Below are 21,076 nucleotides of genomic sequence, written 5' to 3'. Positions count from 1 at the left end.
GGTCCCAAAAGAGGTCAATCCCTTTCGGGCCCGTTCAGGGGATCATTGAATGGCGATCGGTTACGCGATCTGGCGGTATAGTAGGGTTTGTATGGATCATTTTTCCCTTTGCCCGCAGCTTCTTCACCGTTGCCGCAAACCCCGGGGATTTCACAAACTTCCGGATTCGGGACATTGCGGTACAATTCCCGCTCTTCCAAGACATTTTCCTCCTCGCTGAATTTGATGGGATCATATCTCCTCCTTGTGTAGTTTGTTCCAAACGGGTCTCTGATTATCCGCTTCTTGGGTCAGCGCGGGGTATCGTGCCGCATTTCATACAAATAAAAAACAAAATCGGTCGAAACCCCGGCATGTCCTAATTGCCGTAACATGGCTGTGATATTCCCCCGGTGATAGGTCCCGTGATTCACAACATGCTGGACCAGTTCGGACAGAGAGGCTTCCAATTTTCCGAAGCGGGGGTGTTCGTATGTTACGGGTTGGTCCAAATCTTCTCGGCGGTCGAGAAATTCTTTGTACTGTTTGGACAGGTCGAGAAACATCGTCTGCATTTCCCCGGTCGTCTTTCCTTTTGTTTCTTCCTTCGTCCGCTCAAGCTTAACCATGGTTTCATCAAAACTGTCCCCGGACATCACGCTCAACCACAAGGTATCGACGAGATAAATATGGGTCAGCACTTCTGAAATAGAAGAAAAGACGCTTTGAATTTCCTTATGACAAATCTCTTCCGGCAGCTCTTTGAGGCGTTCGACAATTCTCTGGTTTGCCCACACATGATAATCATACAGTTGTAATGCGTGATGCTTCACTTGAAGCTCCTCCCTTTTCCCGCATCGATCCTTTTTCGGAACATGCGTTCGTTACACCTAAGATTCGTCATTTGAGTTTGAAATCCTTTATCATTTATGAAAAATTCAGACTCCTATGGAGGGATCCTGTCCATTTCCCGACGGGTGACTCCAGATCGAATCTCTCCGCTTCCTGCGACATAGACGGAATCATTCAATGATCGAACAGGATTTGATTAGAGAGAATCCCCTTCAAGTTCACATGAGAAGGGGATTTATCCATACGATTCTCTGTATATTCGCACCAATGATCAGATGATCAGCCTCTGAAAGGGCGGCTTCAGGCCGTGCAGCGTGTCAATCCAACTTGTTCATGATGCGAAGAATCTTGTTGATCGCATAGTCCAGATCAATCAAGTCGTCTTCACCAAGATGACGGATCCGGTTATAAAGGAAGGCATGAATATTCTCCCAACGCTTGTTCACTATGTGTTTTCCTTTCTCAGTTAAAATGAGGTTCATGTACCGTCGATCGTTAACATCCGGCATCCTGATGAGATAACCCTTTTCTCCAGCTTATTTACCAAGGCGACGACACGGTTGAAAAATAATATCTGAAGAATCACGATTAGTTCGACTGAGAATCGGTTATAATATAAGATAAGTATACAAAAAACACAAAAAAAGAAATATTCCCAGTTGTTTGCGCATTGGGAGACAGCCGGAGGAAAGGGTAAGGAAAGGGGGAAGGTTGGTAGCATGGAGCTTCACGCAACTGGAGTGAGGAAAGGTTGGTTTTCATGGATTTTTAGAGGTTCAGCCTTCCTTCATTTTGCCGCGTCTGTCTTTATGTTGTTTGTGCTTGTCCAGAGTGCCGGTGGTACAGTCCCGGTTCGTTCCGCCTACATTTCCCAAAATGAAACGCTGGTGATCGTTTCCTGGGTGATGTCGACCTTAGCGGTCCTTTCCCTGATCGGCACCTTTACCATCCTGACATTTGCGCTGGATAAAACGTACCGGCTGATCTTGCAATGGGCCTGGATGATCAGTGTCATCGGCGGATCGGCAGTTGTGGTGAACCACTTTATTCAGATGACTGTGATTCCGGCCTTATCCGAGCTGTTTTTGGTCATGCCTTCCATCCGATTGGCCCAACACATGGTTGAATGGGACCAACTGTTGTCCCAACTGGTCGGGATTTTCAGCCTCTCCTGTTTTGCGATCAGCGGTTTAATCTACACAGGGGTCATGTTCCGCACCCGTGATTTTTCCAGTAAACTTTCTTGGTGGTCATTTTTCGTCTGGACCATATTGCTGCTGGGGACAATTGCTTATCGCTGGATCCACGGAATCGTCCCTGTCGTGCTCGGGGTTGTCATTTTCATTTACATCCCCTGGCTCTGGTATGTAGGTGAACAAGTCAAACCGCAGCTCTCTCAATGAATGTCGATAACTGCCAATTGAAAACAAATTTAATCTAAAGTAAAATAAAAAAGCTACGATATTGTGAAACTTCCTGACGGAGGGTAAAACAATTATGCGACTGCGTTCCTTTCAGCTATCCGATGCATATGATGTTTCACAGATTTGGAAACTGACAGCATCTCATGAGCAGGAAAGAGAGACACTGCAAGTTCTGTCGGAGCAATTGGGCGTTGACCGCGATTTGGTCCTGGTCGCCGAAGCGCCCAATGGAAGAGTTGTCGGCGCCATTGTCGGCACGATCGACGGAAGCAGTGGCTTTTTTTATTGCTTGGCTGTCCACCCGGATTACCAACGGCAAAAAATTGGCACGAGGCTGGTCAATGCTTTGGAAGAACGCTTTTTGCAAAAAGGTGTGAAGAGGATTTGGATCACGGTTGACGAAGGGACACAAAAGCTTCTGCCTTTTTACCAGCACCTGGGGTACCGCAACAGTTGTTGTACCCGGCTGGAAAAGGATTTGCTGATCTCTGCACAGCACAAAACGGGCTGAGTGTCCATGAATGTTTGTCTGTTTTTTCACAAGATGAGCTGATCTGATTTTATGACTGCCTGAGGGCAGCTTTTTTTATGTTTTGGATCCAAACCCTCTCGTAGTAAAGCATAATGAATATAACATTAGAATACTACATTTTGAATGCGCTTTCAAAGTAAAATTATTTGACGGTTTCATTTTTTTATTGTTGAGTTTTTGATGTGTTTTTTAATGAAAACGGTGTTGACGGAAAAAATTATATAAATTTTTGCCGGATGAGGCGGCCGTTACCCCAAACTCCTCAGGTCCCAAGTAAATGATCCGCTTGACAATAATGATATGGATCCCTTAAAATGGTTAGAAATATTTTCGGATGAAACGCGATGACGAGGGCCAGTAAAACATCTCCATCTGTCCAGAGAGCAAAACCCGTCGGCTGAAAGGTTTTGCCATGATGGGCTGTTTGAACCCACCCTCTGATGCGGATGATGATAAATCAGGCCGGTGTCTCCCCGTTATCGGAGTGTGTAAGCTGAGCGCAATCTTTTTCGCGCTAATAAAGGTGGTACCGCGGAAGAACCCTCTTTCGTCCTTTGGACAAAGGGGGTTTTTTGTTTCTCATAGATTCGATGGAGATGATCCAGGGAGGGATTCATATGTTGCGGGATCGAAAGCTCGGATTGATCGGAGCGGGTTCGATGGCAGAATCCATTTTGGCCGGATTGGTGGAAAAAGGCGAAATATTGCCAGAAAACGTTGCGCTTGTAAACCGTTCTGACAAAGAGCGGCTGATGAGTTTGAGCAGGCGTTACGGTTTGGATGAAAGCAACCATAAACCGGAACGAATTCTGGAGGCAGATGTGGTGATTTTGGCTGTAAAACCCAAAGATATGGCCGATGTGCTGAATCATTGGGGGAAACAGTTTCGGGCAGGGCAGATGCTGATCTCTGTCGTCGCCGGTATTTCCACTTCCTGCATTGAAGGCGCCCTGGCGGAAAAGCTTCCCGTGATTCGGGTGATGCCCAATACTTCCTGTACAGTCGGGCTGTCGGCGACTGCAATTTGCCGGGGCCAATGGGTCCGGGAGGAGGAATTGGAAACAGCCTGCCGCATCTTTTCGGCGATTGGCTCCGTGATCACTGTGCGGGAAGAGATGATGGATGCGGTCACGGGTTTATCGGGCAGCGGCCCGGCGTACGTTTATTACCTGGTGGAAGCACTCGAGGCGGCGGGAGTCCAAGCCGGCTTAACCCCGGAGACAGCGAGAAACCTGACAGTGCAGACACTGCTCGGAGCGGCCCAAATGCTCATGACAAGCGGTAAAGGGGCAGCTGATCTGAGGAATGAAGTTACATCCCCCGGTGGCACGACCATGGCTGCGCTGGAAGTGTTACACCGATATCGCTTTGATGAAGCAGTGATTCAGGCGGTTCTGCGTGCCAAGGAGCGTTCCAAAGAGATGGGAGAACAATACGCCGTTGCTTTGCATCATACGCGGTAAAACCTGGCAGCAGAGTGGTTGCCCTTGTCAATCGGCCACCATTCTTTGTTATAATTCAATATCGGAATATGCGGGACGGCTTGTTTGAACAGACCGTGGTTTTGGTGGGAACAAACCTTCAACCCCCTGTGTTGGGACCATCCTTTTCCGCCTCTTTGAAACCGGATCCTTTGATTCGGTTTTTTTATGTGGAGCCTGGAGCACCACAGCACGCAAGATCCCCGGTGCAAGCATCGGAAAGGGCGTGGAGAGAGCTGCGGTCTTCAAGTGAATCCATGCAACAATATTCACGAAAAAATAAATTCTGAGTTTTAGGTGTTTTACAATCTCCGTATTTTGGAAATAAAATAAATAGAGTTGATGAGGTGAGTCAGCTTGCAGCTCCAATCAGGAGAGATTGTCCGCATCGAGAGCTACAAACACGGAAAAAAGATCCACCGGATTTGGAAAGAATCGGTCATCCTCAAGCATGGAGAACCATTGATTCTTGCCAATTACAATGCTCAGGTGGTGGAAAGAGACGGAAAAGAATGGATTTTTCCAGGTTTGTCCATTGTTCATTTTTCCAGCCAACAATGGTTTCACACGGTTCTTTTATACGATGAGCAGTTTCGGCTGAAAAACTACTACTGCAACATTGCGTCACCTTATCAATTCGTTGATGGCCGCCCAAAAACGCTTACCTATATCGATTATGATCTGGATCTCATCGTGGAGCCCGACCTGGGTTACCGGTGGGTGGACGAAGATGAGTTTCGCGAAAACAGCGTCCGCTACCGATATCCGGCCGGTGTGATCGAACAGGTAAAACTGGCCAGGCGGCAGTTAGTGGAAGCCATTCATCAGAGAGAAGAACCGTTTACCCGCGATTTCGCACAAACCTGGTATCATCAATATCTTTCTCTAAAAACTGAATATAGGTAATGGAGTGAAGATAGAGGTGAAAGTTGTACAGGTTCAATTACAGGTTCAACGGTTCAAAAGATGGGGGTACATCCTCCTATTCGCGACATTGTTCGCGTTTGCTTTCAACCAGTACGGGGTTGCTTTATCGGTGGTCAACGGAACATCCATGCAACCCACTTTGCAAAATGGTGACCGCCTGCTGGTCAACAAATTCAAGTTCTTGCTGGAACCGCCGTCCGTCGGGGATGTGATCACGTTTCAAGATCCTTCCGATGAGAGCCGGTATCTGGTAAAAAGGGTAGTGGGGGTTCCCGGTGACAAGATCGAGATTAAAAACGGCAACCTGTTTCGAAATGGTGTAAGAGTCAAGGAATCTTACATCGATTCCCTCATTGAGGATGGCAATTTCGGTCCTGTCATCGTGAAACCGGGAACAGTCTTCGTGATGGGAGACAACCGCCACCGGTACGCGAGCAGAGACAGCCGCTACGAGAGTGTGGGTATGGTTCCGTTTTCCAATATTGACGGAAAAGTGGAACTCATCCTGTGGCGCCCTTCCCTCGCTGCATCCCTTTAGCGTGACGGGGAGAGGAAACAATTTCAAAAAGGTATAAAAGTCAAAAACTGTTCACAAAAATGAAATTGCCTATTTGCTCAAATGTCGCATAATAGTTAAGGTATTTAATTTCTTCCCCCGTGTCAATTCTGTCAATCGTCCAATGCTCAAGTTCGCATTGAATGACTTTGGGCGACCCATTCAACATACAAAATGAGTTTACTTAAGGAGGATTTGAACGATGGACTTACTTAACAAAACACGGCGTATTTCCAAGATTCTACAAAAAAATGTAGGGCATCACCTGGTCGACTTTGATGATGTGGCACAAGCCCTTTGTGATGTCATCTCCGCCAATATCTATGTCGTCAGCCCCGAAGGAAAAATTCTGGGACTGGCCTTGAATCACGAAATCGAAAGTGAACGCATGCAACAGTATCTGAAAAACCGCGAATTCCCGGGTGAATACGCAAGACTCCTGATGGAAGCGGATAAAACCATGCCCAACATCGGTGTGGACAGCCCCTATACCGCTTATCCGACCGAGATGAAAGACTTTTTTAAAACCGGTTTCACCACATTGGTGCCGATTGTCGGAGGAGGCGACCATCTGGGAACGCTCGTTCTTTCCCGCTTGAACGATCAGTTTGAAGAGGATGACCTCGTCCTGGCAGAGTATGGTGCAACGGTTGTGGGAATGGAAATCCTGCGTGAACGGGCCGGACAAATTGAAGAAGAGGCCCGCAGCCGGGCTGTCGTCCAGCTGGCGATCAACTCGCTCTCCTTCAGTGAATTGGAAGCGGCTGAGCACATCTTCAAAGAGTTGGATGGAATGGAAGGGTTGCTGGTTGCCAGCAAAATTGCCGATCGCGTGGGAATTACCCGCTCCGTCATCGTCAATGCTCTCCGGAAGCTGGAAAGCGCCGGCGTGGTTGAATCCCGCTCGTTGGGGATGAAAGGAACCTATATCAAAATCTTAAACCCCAAACTCTTGCCGGCTCTTGAAAAAGCCCGTCACTAAGACAAGTAGCGGACAAGCCGGCCCTGGGCTGCCAAGCCAGAGAGGCAAAGGGATTCGTCCGGCTTGATTCGCGATGTTTGACGCCCGGAACCTTACCGTCAGGAAAGGTTCCGGGCTGTTGTTTTTGTATTAAATTGTGATGAATAAACAGAGTATTGTATAATGTTTTAGAAAAATGCCGGATGTGGCACTGATCAGGGGGAAAATGCGTGTTTCAAATCAATCGTCGGCTTTTGGCGGCAATATGTGCGGGAATCGTGATTTCGGGGCTGGTTGCCTGCTTCAGTGTATTTGGCGGGAAATCAGATTCTTTTTCCCTCCCGCATCTGCACCCCCGGGAGGAAGGGATGAACGAACAGGCGCTGGAGAATATGGATGCCATTATGGAAAAAGCCATTCAGAACGGGGTTTTTCCCGGCGGTGTTGTTCTGGTGGCGAGCAAACGTGGCATCGTCTATGAAAAAGCATATGGAAGTGCTTACCGGTACAAGAATGGAAATAAAACACCTTCGGAAAATCCAATTCCTGTTAATTCCGGTACCGTTTATGATATCGCCTCGATCACGAAACTGTTCACGGCCACCGCAGTGATGCAACTGGCGGAAAAGAAGCAACTCTCTTTGGACGATCCCGTAGCGCGATATCTCCCATTATTTGGTGTGAACGGAAAAGAAAAGATCACGATACGGCAATTGCTCTCCCACACAAGCGGCTTGCCGGCCACGCTTCCTCTGGACCGACTGCCGGGGGACCGGGAAGAAAAATTGGCGCTGGTCTTCACCTCCAAACCGGTGGTGAAACCGGGAAGCAAGATGATCTACAGTGATATCGGGTATATCGTTTTGGGAGAGCTGGTGCGGAAAATCAGCGGGATATCGCTTGCAGATTATCTGAGAACCAACATTTTCGAACCGCTGGGAATGAACGCGACCCTGTATACCCCTCCGTTCAATTTGCGAAGCAGTATTGCCGCAACCGAGGATCAGTCTGCCAGCAGGAGAGGGATGGTATGGGGGGAAGTACATGATGAAAATGCCTGGGCGTTAGGCGGGATCAGCGGGCATGCCGGTTTGTTTTCAACTGCGGAAGATTTGGCGAAGTTTGGACTGGCTTTTATGAATCGGGGAGAGTGGAATGGAAAGCGCATCTTGAAGCCTCAATCGGTGGATGAAATGACCAGGCTGCAAACCGGGCATATTCCCGACGCTTTTCGCGGTCTGGGCTGGGAGCTGAGCCAGGATTGGTATATGGGGCCGTTTGCCGCGAACCAAGCCTTTGGCCATACAGGTTTTACCGGGACTTCGCTGTTTATTGATCCCAAACGGGATGTGATGGTCATTCTGCTGACCAACCGCGTCCACCCGACCCGGACGGGCCCCAATGTATCCGAAGTAAGGAAACAAATCGCCGAAGCCGTATTTTCATCCATTCTTGACAAATGATACGGGCTGTTACCGTAAAACTATTAACTGAACTGAACCCTTTTTCATATTTCTCCCGTTTGAACAATTAGAGATGCTTTTTCGCCGGCATACCCGTCAACATCCCCCCCTCTATATTTTGATATAATGATAACAGTCTGGTGGAAACCATTGTCAGGGGTTGAAAAGTGATGGGGAGTGTTCGAAGGTATCTCCGGTTTGTGAAACCATACTGGAAAGAAATTTTCTTGACGATGGTTGTGGGAGTCATGAAGTTTGGGATTCCGCTCCTGCTGCCACTCTTGTTGAAATACGTTGTGGATGATTTGCTTCTTTCACCCATGCCCGCGCAGGAAAAACTAGAGAGACTGGCCTGGGCAATCGCCGGGGCTTTCTTTGTTTTTACCGTGATCCGAATTCCCGTGGAATACTACCGGCAGTATTTTGCCCAAACGACAGCCAGCAAAGTGTTGTTTGACATACGAAACCGGCTTTATGATCATATTCAAAAACTGTCGCTTCAGTTTTACCAGAATCAAAAAACGGGCCAGATTATCTCCAGGGTGATTAACGATGTGGAGCAGACCAAGGAATTCGTCATCACGGGGATGATGAACATCTGGCTGGACTTAACCACCTTGATCATCGCCGTTTCCATCATGCTATGGCTCGATCCGTGGATGACCCTGGTATCGATGGCGATCTTTCCTCTCTACGCGGTGTCGGTGAAGTATTTTTTTCAGAATATGAGAAAGTTTACCAAGGATCGTTCCCAGGCCCTCGCCGAGTTACAAGGTCATTTGCACGAGCGGGTTCAAGGAATCCAGGTGATTCGCGCTTTTCATTTGGAAGAGAGCGAACAGGAGCATTTTATCAGACACAACCAAAACTTTCTGGATAAAGCGGTCACGCACTCCAGATGGGTGGCCAAAACATTTGCCGCCATCAATACCATTACCGATCTGGCTCCCATTTTGGTCATAACCGTGTCAGCCTATCTCGTCATCCGGGGAAATTTGACGATCGGTGAGATGACGGCCTTTTACGGTTATATGGGACTCATTTACAATCCGATTCGACGCCTGGTCAACTCTTCCACTACCCTTACCCAAGCCCACGCTTCCATGGACCGCGTGTTTGAGTTTATGGATGAACCCTATGAAATCGTCGATCTTCCTCATGCGAAGGACATCGATAACGTTCAAGGGATGATTGAATTTGAGGAAGTGCGTTTTCGCTATAATGAAAAGCAGGATTGGGTGTTAAACGGGGTGAGTTTCAAGATTGAACCCGGACAAACCGTTGCTCTGGTCGGACCGAGCGGAGGCGGAAAATCATCGATTGTTTCGTTAATTCCCCGCTTTTATGATGTCGTCGAGGGAAAAGTGAAAATCGACGGCCGGGACATCCGGGACTTTACCCAGCGAAGTTTGCGAGAGCAGATTGGAATGGTGTTTCAGGAAAATATTTTGTTCAGCGGTACTGTTGAAGAAAATATCCGGATGGGAAAAGTAAACGCCTCGATGGAAGAGATCATGCAAGCAGCAGTTGCGGCCAATGCCCATGATTTCATCATGGAGCTTCCGAACGGGTACAAGACGGAAATCGGGGAACGAGGAGTCAAATTGTCGGGCGGCCAAAAGCAACGGCTCGCTCTCGCCCGTGTGTTTCTGAAGGACCCCGCCATCTTGATTCTCGATGAAGCCACTTCGGCCCTCGATTTGCAATCCGAGCATCTGGTGCAGGAGTCGCTGGAAAGATTGGCCAAGAATCGGACGACCATCATTGTTGCTCATCGCTTGTCCACCATCACCCATGCGGATCAAATTTACCTGATTGATCACGGACAGGTGAAAGAGCACGGGACCCATGAAGAGCTTATGGCTGAAAATGGGCTGTATGCGCAGCTCTTTAATGTGCAGCATCTGCAATCACCCCCGAAGGATAACCATTTGCAAGTCAAATTGGATGCCCGTTGATTGATGGAGGGGAAAGTATGCGAAAAACATTCCCGCTTCGGTTTGAATGGGAAATTGTCCACATACGCAGTGAAGCCCGTGAAATGGCAAGGGAGATTGGATTTGACGAATTGGATCAGGCAAGGATCGTACAATCGATATCGGAACTGGCACGCAATGTGATCGAGCATGCCGAAGAAGGCACGATCACCATCTGTGCTGTGGAAGAAGAAGGGAAAAAGGGAATCCGGATTCAGGTTCGGGATACCGGACCGGGAATACCCAAGTTTGAGGAATTGGTATCAAGAGGGCAGAGACAAAATATCGGCGAGACTTCCGGCTTGCAGCATGTGAACCGGCTCATGGATGAACTGACAAGTGTTCCCGTGGAAGAAGGAACTTGTGTAGAAGCGACCAAATGGTTAAAACCCTCCAAGCAGATACTGGAATAAATCACAAATCTGAACACCGTCTGTGTATGAACATGGCGGTGTTTTCTTTTTGTTCATCATAAAATCCTGTTTGATTTCCATTTTTATGAATTTGATGATCAAGAAATGTTCACATATACGTCACCAGAAAGGAAGGTCCATCAGCTAGACTATTTAGTAAGAGGAAGGCAGGTTCCGTTGATGTTTCCATATTTTGAACCTTTTGTACCTGCCCTTGCATGAAACATCTTGATCAACTAAAATGATGATGGTACAAAGGGCGGTTGTATACATTTCTCAACATCCCATATGTGAGAAATGGAAATGTAAAATCATAGGTTCTCGGGCCTATGATATTACATTTTTTGTATGTTTTAGCTGTTTTTTACGCATCCTTTGTTGGAGAGCAGATTTTATAGGGGAAGCTGTTTCTATCTAGAGTGAAAACGGTTAATTTTTGTTCAGCCGGATTCGCTCACTCCCTGTTTCGTGGAAAGGAGGTCTGTGAAGTGGAACGGTCCTTTTCCCAGCAAACCACTGCAGATCGAGATCTCGCTATCGAGCCGTTTTCAGGTGCGGGTAAAGCCACATGGCGTGACTATATTGAGGTAACCAAGCCGGGAATTAATAAGAGCAATTTATTTGCTACCTTCGCGGGTTACTCGTTGGCTGCAGGTTTTTCGTTATTTGATGTTTGGACTTGTCTGTTCACGCTGTTAGGCTCCGCTCTGATCATCGCAGGCAGCTGCACCCTGAATAATTTCTATGACCGTGATATTGACCCGTTGATGGAACGGACCCGGACAAGGTCGGTGGCCGAAGGCAGAATTAAACCGACTGTGGCGTTGTGGTATGGAATTCTCCTTACCAGTTTGGGTATCATCGTGCTTGCCGCGGGAGTCAATCCGTTGTCCGCTTTTCTTGGATTCATCGGCTTTTTTGTCTACGTATTCATCTACACGATGTGGTTGAAAAGAACAAGTGTCTGGAACACAGTGATCGGCGGGGTGTGCGGTGCGGTTCCGCCCGTGATCGGCTGGGTCGCGGTAACGAATTCATTAGACCTGTCTGCATGGGCTCTTTTCCTGATACTTTTCATGTGGCAGCCGGCACATTTTTATGCACTGGCGATGATGAGAGTGAATGACTACCGGGAAGCGGGTGTTCCGATGCTGCCGGTAATCAAAGGCCATGCTGAAACCAAGAAGCAAACGTTGATTTTTACCATCTTACTGCTTCCGTCTTCTTACCTGCTCTTCCATACAGGGGCCGCCGGTTGGCTATACTTGATTACTGCCTTGATCCTGAATGGAATCTACATTGCTCTTGCGGTCAAAGGTTTCTATACCAAAGAGGATGACAAATGGGCCAGACAGATGTTCTTTTATTCCTTGATCTACCTGACAGTGATCCTTCTGGCCATGGTAGTGGATGTGGCGATACAAGATGCGATGAACATTTAATCATCCTGATAACAGTGCTTGCAAGAGCTTAAAATAGATTTATCCGATGCACTGTGAAAAGAAATGATCCGGTTGCGGCAAGAGGCCGGGCCGGATCCATGTAACAGAAAGTGAGGTTTGATCAAGGTGAGTCGACAACGTTTGTGGCGAGCGCTTCTGGTATTTTCGCTGGCAGCTCTCGCACTCTCAGGTTGCAGCGGTGATCCCAGCTTGAACGTTCTGGAACCTTCAGGCACCGCCGGAGAGAAGCAGCTGAATTTGATCATGTGGAGCTTCTTCCTGATGCTGGGCGTTTTCGCTGTCGTGATCACGATTTTTGTATATGTACTGATCCGGTTCAGGAAGCGCAAAGGCCAAGACAGAATGCCGGAACAAACTCACGGAAGTACGCTTTTGGAAATCGTATGGACAGTTATTCCTATTGTCTTGTTGGGTATTCTGGCTGTTCCGACTGTCAATTACACCTTTGAGCTGGCTGATGCGAAACCGGATGAGGATTCGATTCGCGTCAAAGTGACCGGGCATCAATACTGGTGGGAGTTTGAGTATCCCGACTTGGGCGTCAAAACGGCGCAAGAACTCTACATCCCCGTCGGGAAAAAAGTTCATCTGGAAATTCACGGCAAGGATGTGCTGCACTCCTTCTGGGTTCCTGCCCTGGGAGGTAAAACCGACGTGATTCCCGGCCGCGTCAACACCATGTGGCTGGATGCGAAAAAACCGGGTAAATACCAGGGCAAATGCGCGGAACTTTGCGGTGCGGGCCATGCTTTGATGGACTTCGTCGTGTATGCAAAAGAGCCGGCTGAGTTTGACAAATGGGTGGCCCAGATGAAACAGCCCGCCAAAGTGGCCACTGCCGCCCAAAAAGAGGGTGAGCAGCTGTTCTTGCAAAACTGCATGGGCTGTCACGCAGGGGTAAACCCGAAACTCCAGGGGCCGGATTTGAGCAAATTTGGAACCCGTACGACCATTGCGGGTATTTTGCCGCATACGGAAGAAAATCTGAAAAAGTGGCTGAAAAACCCGGAAGCGGTGAAACCGGGCGCTAAAATGCCGAAAATCGATTACTTAACACAAGAAGAACTGGATGCTCTGACCGAGTACCTGATGAGCAGAAAATAATAACATATTTCATCGTAACTGAGAATCACAGAAGACTAAAGAAGGAGGGATCACCTTGGGGACGCTTATAGTACTTCTCGTACTGGCCTTGTTTTTGACCGCGATCTTCACCGGGGGTTATAACAAAGACTTCCTGGATCGGGTCAAAACCAGCAAGGTTTGGGACTGGCTCACCACGGTGGACCATAAGAAGATCGCGATTTTGTATTTCATGTCTGGTTTCTTTTTCTTCATCGTCGGTGGAATTGAAGCGTTGTTCATGCGCTTGCAGTTGATCGTTCCTCATAACGATCTCTTCGTCGGCGATACCTTTAACGAATTGTTGACGATGCATGGGACGACCATGATCTTTCTGGCAGCAATGCCGATGATTTTCGGTCTCATGAACGCGATTGTGCCCCTGCAGATCGGTGCGCGTGACGTTGCGTTTCCGTTTGTCAACGCCTTGGGCTTCTGGCTGTTCTTTGCGGGCGGACTCCTGCTCAACCTCAGCTGGATCTTTGGTGGCGCTCCGGATGCAGGTTGGACCTCTTATACATCTCTGGCACTCAACGAGTACAGCCCGGGCCCCGGAATTGACTACTACGTACTCGGGTTGCAGATTTCCGGGATCGGTACGTTGATCGGTGGATTGAACTTCCTGGTAACCATCATCAACTTGCGTGCACCCGGCATGACTTACTTGAGAATGCCGCTTTTTACATGGACTTCATTCGTAACCTCCGCATTGATTTTGTTCGCCTTCCCGGCGTTGACCGTAGCCCTTCTCTTACTGATGTTTGACCGCTTGTTCGGTGCAAACTTCTTCGATTACACCATGGGCGGAAGCACGGTAATCTGGCAACACTTATTCTGGATCTTTGGTCACCCGGAAGTATATATCGTGATTTTGCCGGCGTTCGGAGTTATGTCCGAAGTGATCAGCACTTTCTCCAAGAAACGCCTGTTTGGTTACACCTCCATGGTCTTCGCAACCGTATTGATCGGTTTCCTGGGCTTCATGGTGTGGGTGCACCATATGTTTACCGTGGGTCTCGGACCGGTGTCCAACTCCTTGTTCGCGGTGGCAACCATGGCGATTGCTGTACCGACCGGGATTAAAGTCTTTAACTGGCTCTTTACCATGTGGGGCGGTGAGATCCGGTTCACAACGGCGATGCTGTTTGCCGTCGGATTTATTCCCACTTTCGTCATGGGTGGGATGACCGGGGTTATGCTCGCTCTGCCGCCGGCTGACTACCAGTATCAGGACAGCTACTTCGTCGTGGCGCACTTCCACTATGTACTGGTCGGTGGTACCGTATTCGGCATGTTTGCGGGCGCATACTATTGGTGGCCCAAAATGTTTGGAAAGCTGCTCGACGAGAAGTTGGGTAAATTCCACTTCTGGACTTTCCTGATCGGTTTCCATCTGACTTTCTTCCCGCAGCACTTCCTGGGGCTCTTTGGTATGCCGCGCCGGGTATTTACCTATCAAAGCGGTGTCGGACTGGAAACGATTAACTTGATCAGCACGATCGGTGTATTTGGAATGACCATTGGTACGCTGGCGTTTATCTATAACATCTATAAGACATTTAAAGTGGAGGCACAGGCTCCTGCCGACCCGTGGAACGGACGCACCCTTGAGTGGGCGATTCCTTCTCCTCCGCCGGAATATAACTTTGCCCAATTGCCGCGCGTACGCGGATTGGATCCGTTCTGGCTGGAGAAGCAAGCTGGAAACAAAGGCATGACGCCGGCAGAACCGCTCGGGTCTATCCATATGCCTTCCCCTTCATATCTGCCGGTTCTGATGTCGCTTGGATTCTTTATCGCGGGATTCGGGTTTATCGCACGCGGCAACTATGCAGTGGGGATCTTAGGTTTGATTGTCGTTGTGATTACCATGTTCATGCGCTCGTTTGAACAGGATCACGGCTACCATATCGAACCGGAAGAAATCGAAGATGCGAATAAGGGGGTTCAGGCATAATGGCAGCACATACACACGAAAACACAGCCCCCCAGAACGGCCATTTGGAAACGGCATCGCTAGATGGAAAAAATAAGGTGTTGGGTTTCTGGCTCTTCCTCGGAGCCGAAACCGTGCTGTTCGCCTGTTTGTTTGGAACTTATCTGGCTCTCAGAAACCAGACGATGGGCGGTCCCACCGGGGAGCATTTATTCGATCTCAAATTGGTAGCCCTTGCAACTGCTATCCTTCTCACCAGCAGCTTGACCAGCGTTCTCGCCATGCATGCAATGAACCAGTTAAAGTTGAAAACCATGCAGTTCTGGCTGGGCGTTACCGTTCTCCTCGGTTTGGGTTTCCTTGTGTTGGAGATTTACGAGTTCATTCATTACGTGCATGAAGGGCATACTTTTATGAGCAGTGCATTTGGGTCCTCATTCTATGCACTGGTAGGAACCCACGGTGCTCACGTAACTTTCGGGATCGTTTGGATCTCCACTCTGATGCTCCAGGCAGCCAAGCGGGGGATTACCACCGAGATGGCTCCCAAACTGTTTGTGTCGAGCCTGTACTGGCACTTCATCGACGTAGTTTGGGTATTCATCTTCACTCTTGTTTATCTTCTTGGAAAGGTGGGCTGAGAAGTGGCTGGGCACAATCAACAATCTACCACCAATCAACCGGCGTCCCGGAAACCTGAAGGCGTAATGAAACACTTGATTTCATTCGCAATCATGATTGTTCTGACCGCTCTGGCCTTTTATCTGGTGGCCACCGATGTGGTTCCCGAGGGCTGGGTATTGCCGCTGATCATCATCTTTGCGGCGATCCAGGTCTTCTTGCAGCTATTCACTTTCATGCACCTTGATCAAAAAGGTTCCGGCTACTATACGCTTTTTATCATGGCCGGGATCCTGATTGCGGTGGTTTCCGCAGTGGGGATTATCTTGATGTAACATCCCGGGGCCCTCTGTCCAACTGGCTGGCAGAGGGCCTTCCATTTAAAGGGGGAGCAAAGTCGTATGGAAGGTAGTACACTGGCTCTGATGAGCACTTCGTGTACCGCAACAAGTGCCGTGTTGATGGCGATCGGATGGGTGATGATCCGGAGGGGAAAAGTGGATGCCCATCGCCGTTTGATGATCGCATCCGTGGCATTTGCCGCTCTGTTTTTTATCCTGTATATGGTGCGTACGATTTTCATCGGAAACACCGATTTTGGAGGGCCTGAGGCTTGGCGCCCGTACTATAAGGCCTTTTTGACTTTTCACATCATTTTAACCGTCATTGCGCCTGTGCTGGCAGTGATGACCCTGTATTATGCCGCCAAAAAGAGATTTGACAAACATAAAAAAATCGGGCCATGGACCGCCAGGATCTGGCTGATTACCGCTGTAACCGGGGTACTCGTCTATCTGCTTCTGTTTCAGATCTTTCCCGAAGGAAAAACGACCAATCTGTTCCGCGCCTATTGGGGCTTTTAACGTAAAAAAATCCAAGTCACGAATGTTGCCCGTGATTTGGATTTTCTTGTTTTGAACCATATCCTTGGTGGGGATGTGTCACAAATTCCGGCGGTTCAATTGAATTTTTGCAATCCAGTGTAAATTTTATGAAGTGATATTTTCATCCCGTAACAAAATGGATTATACTTAGAAATGCATTTTGATTCAAAAAATAAGAAAGGGATGCCGATGAAAAAAGCAGTCTTCGTTCTGGGATCGTTACTCGCTTTTACCTTTTCCAACATTCCTTCCGTGTCAGCGGCTGAAGATGTGTATGCCAACTATGAAGAGCTTGCCGCTCATCACCAGTTGGGGGAAGACTATGATATCACGACGCAATCCCGTAGTAACGATGTGATTATTTTAGGCATTCACGGCGGAAGAATCGAAACAGGAACCTCTGAAATTGTGAAGGCAGTTGCCCAGGACGACCACAGCTATTATTTGTTTGAAGCAAACATTTTCGTTGATTCCAATCAGGATGGGCGAAATGATTTACATGTGACCTCTACCCATTTTGATGAACCGACTGCCATCAAAATGACGGCACAGAAAAACAAAGTAGTTTCCATCCACGGTGCCGCAGGCAGCAGTGAGAAGATTGTATACATGGGCGGATTAAACACCCATATGAAAAATATCATTAGCGACAAGCTGTCGCAGGCCGGATTTCGCGTGGAGCCTGCCCCGCCGGAACTGGCCGGAACCAGTCCCAATAACATCTGTAACAAGGGCCGGACATTAAAAGGCGTCCAATTGGAGATCACCCGGGGGCTGCGTGATGTACTTCGTGCCGATACAGAAGAAGGAAGGGCACAGCTTGCCAAATTCGCGGGTGCGATTCGCGCGGGAATCTCAGCATCACTCTCGCATCCGGACGGCCGGACATATGATTTTGGCAGCAGTAATTTTTCCTATGGATTTTGGTTGAATGATGGAAAAGAGTTTTATTTGACCGGTGATGATTACCTGATCGGAGTGCAAAGCCCGGTGAATCCCAAACAGACGGGTAAAATCCGTTTCGAGGTATATGACCGGAATAACCGATTGGTATTGTCCAAAACAGATGAAGCGGTCGGCCATACCACCTTTAAACATACGTTGAGCGGACTTGCTACAGGCTATTATAAAATCAAAGTGGTCAATGTCTCCGGAAACGCCTCCTGGATTTATGGCGGACTCCATTATTGATCACCGTTCGATCGCAATCAGTGTAAAGATGTCAATGCCCGTTGCATCACGTGACGGGCATTTTTATGTTTCGGGCTGAATGGGTTCTGTCCAGCTGTTGCCGAATTTCTCCGTTCACCTATGCGGCAAGTCAGTTTGGTCTGTGATCCCGGTTAATAAATCTTGGTCTGGCAGGCGAGGCGATAACCTTTCGCCAGCTCTTTTTTTAATGTGCTGATCTCTTCCGGAGCGGGCGAAGAAATGCAAGCCGATCCCTCCAGTACTTGTACCTTGCATTTCCCGCAATCTCCTTTTCTGCATTTATAATCAATCGGTTGATGTTGGCTCAGAGCGGCGTCTAACAGGGTTGTCCCTGAAACAGGAATCAAGGTGAAGGTGCGGTCATGTTGTTTTAATTTGATCAGAGGGCGGGATGCCGTTTGACGGGTCGTATGTTGTTGCCCGGGCGCAGGGTGGGCAGACGATGGATTTACTTTGCGAGGAAGGCTTTCCTTTGCTTGAGGGCGCAAAGATCCTACGGTCAATCGCTTCTTACTCAACATCATTTCCCCATTTCATTTCGCTTTTTATTCCCCATTCTAATGGAAATGAAAAAGGATTTCTAAAGGAAACATTTACCGAGCGGTACCATCCGAAAGCTGCTTGACGCTAAAAATCATTTTCAATTAATATGATAATGAGAATTAATTTCAACGGGTGGGAATTCCTCCGGGGAGGGTTCTACGTGAACTATCAGGTGAATGGTCTGACAGATATATATACAATTCTGGCAAATGAGCGAAGAGTGGGCGGGGCCATCGAAGCGGAAAGCATCCGGTTGAGCTCGGGCGAAGTATTTAAAAATCCGGTTATCACCAGCATTGATTATACGGGCTCCGTTTTTTATACGATCGGCTTTGTTTCGGACTCGGGTCTCAAAATGATCGTCAACGTGAGGGAAATCAGCAGTATTGTTTCTCCCGTGCATAAACGGATTCATGAGCTTCGAAACAGCTATTACAAATCCATCAAGGTGAAGGAGAAGCTAAAATATCTCAAACGTCTCTGTGAAGTAAACGAGGGCTGTTGCACAGAGCCGTTCGTACAAGAGGTTCAAGCCATCGTCAATGATATCGGACTGGAATCCGCGAAAGGCGTACTGAATGTGAGTCTCCTCCGGGAGCACCAAAAAGCGGTCCAGATCGCATCTTAAGAAATTCATCATTTCATTGATTGAACGTAAAAAAAGCAGGAATCATCGCTCCTGCTTTCACTTGGTGTTGCCCTCCGGATCCTCCAACGTGCAAATGGCGCTCGGGCGTTTAATTCGAAGGACGAGAGCTTCATACACCCGGAACAGGTAATTCATGTTTTCAACATCAAGAAAAACGGTGTCAAAGTCTTCGGCAATGGCCAGATCGAGGTTTTGCCTTCCGGTGGCTACGACAACCCCGGCCTCACCGGAAATCACAGGGGACTGATAAATTCCGTCCGTCATTAATTCGCGGACATGCTCGATTTCCAGGACATGCGTTCCTTCGTGCACACGGTGCAATAAAGCATAGAGAGAAGGAGACACCACCAGAGCATATGGACCGCTGTGGCCCATGCTTAATAATTTATTCCTTGCTTCCACCACATCGGTGAAGGCGTTGCCTGATTTCATCCAATCGCTGCGAATGTGGGTTAACCTTCCTTTAACGTTCATCAGGCCGGGAAGGTTAAATTGATCGGAGCCGTTGAAAATCAAGTCGTCTTCCAGCAGGGCACATTGCTGGGCGGCATTGGCGGCCGGTGAAAAATCAATCGGAATATCCATGGATTTGCTTTGTTGAATGTCGCGCCAGTACAAAATAAAATCCTTGTACAACATGGGGATGGTCAAATTGACGCGACCCGTGGGCTGGGACAGATCCGGAACCTCCCCGTGCAGGCTGAGTTTCCCCGTTTCCGGTCTCTCAAAGATGTCATTCACTACTGTCTGAACGCCTTCGCCCAGCGGGCCGTAAATATCGATAAATCGTCTTCCGACCAGTTGCCTTCTGGCGCTTTCAATCACAGTCGTCTCTAAAGACTCCCATTGTTCTTCGTTAAATGGAACTTCCGGGAAACGCGTGACTTTATCCATCTTTTTTACCTCCGTAAGTTTTTTAGGCTTCCCACCGTCAAACTTTTCTTTTTGATCAGGGATTGCGTTTCTGTTGCCACCCGATCATCGGCACCATCCGTGTACATATCAATTTTTAATTCCTCTCTCACATCTTCCTTATCATCCATCGGGACAGAACCTCCTTTGGAAGCTGCTCCGTCAAACTGTTCATTCAACACTTGCATCAATTTTTTTGTCTCCTGGTAGTCCTCAAACGTCATCTCCCGCATCTCCTGGAGCCGATGGGCATGCTCCGTATCTTTAAACTGATAGAGAGCCAAATCCAAATGCTCCAAAAAATTGTGAAGTCCGAACTTTTCCAGGCTCAGGTCTTGCAAAACATGAATAAATTCGGGATTCCTCGTATTTTGCACCGCCGGGTTTTCAATCAAGGCATCAATCTTGGGGAATAAATCTTGCAACCGGTCAGAGCGGTGCTCTTCTTCCTCGTAAATGTGGTGAAAGTACAACCGCTCGTGTTCGTCTTTTGCATTTTCGATGACCGGCTCCAACATTTGCATAAAATCCGCCAGCGCTTGTTTTGAACGGCTCAATATATCCTTCAAATTCAAGAAAGTTTCGGTCAAATTTATTTTCCTCACTTTCCATAATCTACATTCCAATATGGGCTAAGTTTCTTTCTTTTATACCATGAACCGGCTGTTGTTTCGCATCGAACCGGGCTTAAGGGGCATGATGGATGCAGCTCATATAAGAGGCATTCATCAAACTTTCACTTTTCCTTCAGCCGTTTCAGGCGGCCAAGGAGATGCGGGCAAACAGGAACCCCTTCTTACGTGCAGGAAGCAATCAAAATGGAAATAAGCGTCCGCAAAGAAGAAAAGTAAATTTTGAGTCGTGAAAAGAAGAAAGAGTTGGATCAAATAAGAGAGAGCAAGTTTCAAAAAAGAAAGCCAAACATCGGGGAAGGATCAACGACCATTACCGTTGTTCTGGGTGATTTTTAATATATGTTTCAATTGAGGTTGGAATTGTATCGGTTTGAGTAAGTAATATAGGCATACCGTTAGTAGCAGCTACGCTCGAAATAGATAATGCAAGAGTGTAATTTAATCCTTAATGCCCCCCATAAGTCCAGACAATTATGCAACTTTTTGAGTTAGCATTTGTCTAAATTCTCTTGGAGACCTGTAATTCAAAGCGGAG

General features: G+C 48.0%; 23 protein-coding genes. 17 read left to right on the top strand and 6 right to left on the bottom strand.

Going from position 1 to position 21,076, the window contains the following annotated elements:
- Positions 1-14 precede the first annotated feature (14 nt).
- The 3 genes from BMW55_RS17395 to BMW55_RS19855 all read right to left on the bottom strand — a co-directional run bounded on the left by BMW55_RS17395 (position 15) and on the right by BMW55_RS19855 (position 1,277).
- Positions 15-200, bottom strand: coding sequence for a hypothetical protein (locus tag BMW55_RS17395; RefSeq protein WP_089972736.1), 186 nt, complete (start codon positions 198-200; stop codon positions 15-17).
- A gap of 90 nt (positions 201-290) precedes the next feature.
- Entirely contained in the window at positions 291-812 is a 522-nt protein-coding gene (locus BMW55_RS17390) for a DinB family protein (RefSeq protein ID WP_089972732.1), read from the bottom strand.
- 336 nt (positions 813-1,148) lie between these two features.
- The gene (locus BMW55_RS19855; RefSeq protein ID WP_280139801.1) at positions 1,149-1,277 is read right to left on the bottom strand and encodes a hypothetical protein; all 129 of its coding nucleotides are present in this window, start codon (positions 1,275-1,277) and stop codon (positions 1,149-1,151) included.
- A 273-nt stretch (positions 1,278-1,550) separates the two neighbouring features.
- Between BMW55_RS19855 and BMW55_RS17380 the strand changes: the two genes are divergently transcribed.
- From BMW55_RS17380 to BMW55_RS17300, 16 genes are all read left to right on the top strand, one after another.
- Positions 1,551-2,234 (top strand): hypothetical protein, encoded by a 684-nt coding sequence (locus BMW55_RS17380; protein ID WP_089972726.1) that lies wholly within the window; start codon positions 1,551-1,553, stop codon positions 2,232-2,234.
- Between the two features lie 94 nt (positions 2,235-2,328).
- Positions 2,329-2,766 carry a GNAT family N-acetyltransferase gene (locus tag BMW55_RS17375; protein WP_089972722.1) on the top strand — a complete coding sequence of 146 codons (438 nt, stop codon included), beginning with the start codon at positions 2,329-2,331 and terminating at the stop codon, positions 2,764-2,766.
- Positions 2,767-3,404: 638 nt separating this feature from the next.
- Positions 3,405-4,250, top strand: coding sequence for a pyrroline-5-carboxylate reductase (gene proC, locus BMW55_RS17370; protein WP_089972850.1), 846 nt, complete (start codon positions 3,405-3,407; stop codon positions 4,248-4,250).
- A 375-nt stretch (positions 4,251-4,625) separates the two neighbouring features.
- The gene (locus BMW55_RS17360; RefSeq protein WP_089972717.1) at positions 4,626-5,174 is read left to right on the top strand and encodes a DUF402 domain-containing protein; all 549 of its coding nucleotides are present in this window, start codon (positions 4,626-4,628) and stop codon (positions 5,172-5,174) included.
- A 16-nt stretch (positions 5,175-5,190) separates the two neighbouring features.
- A complete protein-coding gene (gene lepB, locus BMW55_RS17355) occupies positions 5,191-5,733 on the top strand; it encodes a signal peptidase I (protein ID WP_170840007.1) in 543 nt (180 codons plus the stop codon).
- A 220-nt stretch (positions 5,734-5,953) separates the two neighbouring features.
- Positions 5,954-6,733, top strand: a complete 780-nt coding sequence (codY, locus tag BMW55_RS17350) for a GTP-sensing pleiotropic transcriptional regulator CodY (protein WP_089972711.1) — start codon at positions 5,954-5,956, stop codon at positions 6,731-6,733.
- Between the two features lie 209 nt (positions 6,734-6,942).
- Positions 6,943-8,175 carry a serine hydrolase domain-containing protein gene (locus tag BMW55_RS17345; protein ID WP_089972708.1) on the top strand — a complete coding sequence of 411 codons (1,233 nt, stop codon included), beginning with the start codon at positions 6,943-6,945 and terminating at the stop codon, positions 8,173-8,175.
- 170 nt (positions 8,176-8,345) lie between these two features.
- Complete coding sequence (locus tag BMW55_RS17340; RefSeq protein ID WP_089972706.1) at positions 8,346-10,133, top strand: ABC transporter ATP-binding protein; 1,788 nt, start codon at positions 8,346-8,348, stop codon at positions 10,131-10,133.
- A gap of 17 nt (positions 10,134-10,150) precedes the next feature.
- Complete coding sequence (locus tag BMW55_RS17335) at positions 10,151-10,564, top strand: ATP-binding protein (protein ID WP_089972704.1); 414 nt, start codon at positions 10,151-10,153, stop codon at positions 10,562-10,564.
- A gap of 488 nt (positions 10,565-11,052) precedes the next feature.
- Positions 11,053-12,006 (top strand): heme o synthase, encoded by a 954-nt coding sequence (cyoE, locus tag BMW55_RS17330; RefSeq protein ID WP_244527616.1) that lies wholly within the window; start codon positions 11,053-11,055, stop codon positions 12,004-12,006.
- 126 nt (positions 12,007-12,132) lie between these two features.
- Positions 12,133-13,131, top strand: a complete 999-nt coding sequence (gene coxB, locus BMW55_RS17325; RefSeq protein WP_089972844.1) for a cytochrome c oxidase subunit II — start codon at positions 12,133-12,135, stop codon at positions 13,129-13,131.
- Positions 13,132-13,264: 133 nt separating this feature from the next.
- Positions 13,265-15,106: a cytochrome c oxidase subunit I gene (ctaD, locus tag BMW55_RS17320; protein WP_280139803.1), complete on the top strand. Its 1,842-nt coding sequence runs from the start codon at positions 13,265-13,267 to the stop codon at positions 15,104-15,106.
- Complete coding sequence (locus BMW55_RS17315; RefSeq protein WP_089972698.1) at positions 15,106-15,726, top strand: cytochrome (ubi)quinol oxidase subunit III; 621 nt, start codon at positions 15,106-15,108, stop codon at positions 15,724-15,726. The genes ctaD and BMW55_RS17315 overlap by 1 nt, the downstream gene beginning before the upstream one ends.
- A gap of 3 nt (positions 15,727-15,729) precedes the next feature.
- Entirely contained in the window at positions 15,730-16,041 is a 312-nt protein-coding gene (locus BMW55_RS17310; protein WP_089972695.1) for a cytochrome C oxidase subunit IV family protein, read from the top strand.
- 66 nt (positions 16,042-16,107) lie between these two features.
- Complete coding sequence (locus tag BMW55_RS17305; protein WP_089972690.1) at positions 16,108-16,569, top strand: DUF420 domain-containing protein; 462 nt, start codon at positions 16,108-16,110, stop codon at positions 16,567-16,569.
- A 210-nt stretch (positions 16,570-16,779) separates the two neighbouring features.
- Positions 16,780-17,781 (top strand): poly-gamma-glutamate hydrolase family protein, encoded by a 1,002-nt coding sequence (locus BMW55_RS17300; RefSeq protein ID WP_170840006.1) that lies wholly within the window; start codon positions 16,780-16,782, stop codon positions 17,779-17,781.
- 152 nt (positions 17,782-17,933) lie between these two features.
- Here BMW55_RS17300 and BMW55_RS17295 read toward each other — a convergent pair whose 3' ends face one another.
- Positions 17,934-18,320 carry a 2Fe-2S iron-sulfur cluster-binding protein gene (locus BMW55_RS17295; protein ID WP_170840005.1) on the bottom strand — a complete coding sequence of 129 codons (387 nt, stop codon included), beginning with the start codon at positions 18,318-18,320 and terminating at the stop codon, positions 17,934-17,936.
- 185 nt (positions 18,321-18,505) lie between these two features.
- On the opposite strand from BMW55_RS17295, the gene BMW55_RS17290 reads away from it, so the two are divergent.
- Positions 18,506-18,973 carry a hypothetical protein gene (locus tag BMW55_RS17290; RefSeq protein WP_089972679.1) on the top strand — a complete coding sequence of 156 codons (468 nt, stop codon included), beginning with the start codon at positions 18,506-18,508 and terminating at the stop codon, positions 18,971-18,973.
- Between the two features lie 57 nt (positions 18,974-19,030).
- Here the strand turns inward: BMW55_RS17290 and BMW55_RS17285 are convergent, their stop codons facing one another.
- Together BMW55_RS17285 and BMW55_RS17280 are read right to left on the bottom strand one after the other, a co-directional pair.
- Positions 19,031-19,888, bottom strand: a complete 858-nt coding sequence (locus tag BMW55_RS17285; protein WP_089972676.1) for a family 1 encapsulin nanocompartment shell protein — start codon at positions 19,886-19,888, stop codon at positions 19,031-19,033.
- Between the two features lie 5 nt (positions 19,889-19,893).
- Positions 19,894-20,463 carry an IMEF encapsulin system ferritin-like cargo protein gene (locus tag BMW55_RS17280; RefSeq protein ID WP_244527615.1) on the bottom strand — a complete coding sequence of 190 codons (570 nt, stop codon included), beginning with the start codon at positions 20,461-20,463 and terminating at the stop codon, positions 19,894-19,896.
- Positions 20,464-21,076: the final 613 nt, after the last annotated feature.

This window comes from Lihuaxuella thermophila, assembly GCF_900110165.1.
Taxonomy (GTDB): domain Bacteria; phylum Bacillota; class Bacilli; order Thermoactinomycetales; family Thermoactinomycetaceae; genus Lihuaxuella; species Lihuaxuella thermophila.
This window is presented reverse-complemented; position numbering and strand designations above follow the sequence as displayed.

What these genes read in the sequence shown, in the direction of transcription:
- BMW55_RS17380 (WP_089972726.1), top strand. Translation starts at nt 1,551, where the DNA reads ATGGAGCTTCACGCAACTGGAGTGAGGAAAGGTTGGTTTTCATGGATT.
- BMW55_RS17375 (WP_089972722.1), top strand. Translation starts at nt 2,329, where the DNA reads ATGCGACTGCGTTCCTTTCAGCTATCCGATGCATATGATGTTTCACAG.
- proC (WP_089972850.1), top strand. Translation starts at nt 3,405, where the DNA reads ATGTTGCGGGATCGAAAGCTCGGATTGATCGGAGCGGGTTCGATGGCA.
- codY (WP_089972711.1), top strand. Translation starts at nt 5,954, where the DNA reads ATGGACTTACTTAACAAAACACGGCGTATTTCCAAGATTCTACAAAAA.
- BMW55_RS17340 (WP_089972706.1), top strand. Translation starts at nt 8,346, where the DNA reads ATGGGGAGTGTTCGAAGGTATCTCCGGTTTGTGAAACCATACTGGAAA.
- BMW55_RS17335 (WP_089972704.1), top strand. Translation starts at nt 10,151, where the DNA reads ATGCGAAAAACATTCCCGCTTCGGTTTGAATGGGAAATTGTCCACATA.
- BMW55_RS17315 (WP_089972698.1), top strand. Translation starts at nt 15,106, where the DNA reads ATGGCAGCACATACACACGAAAACACAGCCCCCCAGAACGGCCATTTG.
- BMW55_RS17305 (WP_089972690.1), top strand. Translation starts at nt 16,108, where the DNA reads ATGGAAGGTAGTACACTGGCTCTGATGAGCACTTCGTGTACCGCAACA.
- BMW55_RS17300 (WP_170840006.1), top strand. Translation starts at nt 16,780, where the DNA reads ATGAAAAAAGCAGTCTTCGTTCTGGGATCGTTACTCGCTTTTACCTTT.
- BMW55_RS17285 (WP_089972676.1), bottom strand. Translation starts at nt 19,888, where the DNA reads ATGGATAAAGTCACGCGTTTCCCGGAAGTTCCATTTAACGAAGAACAA.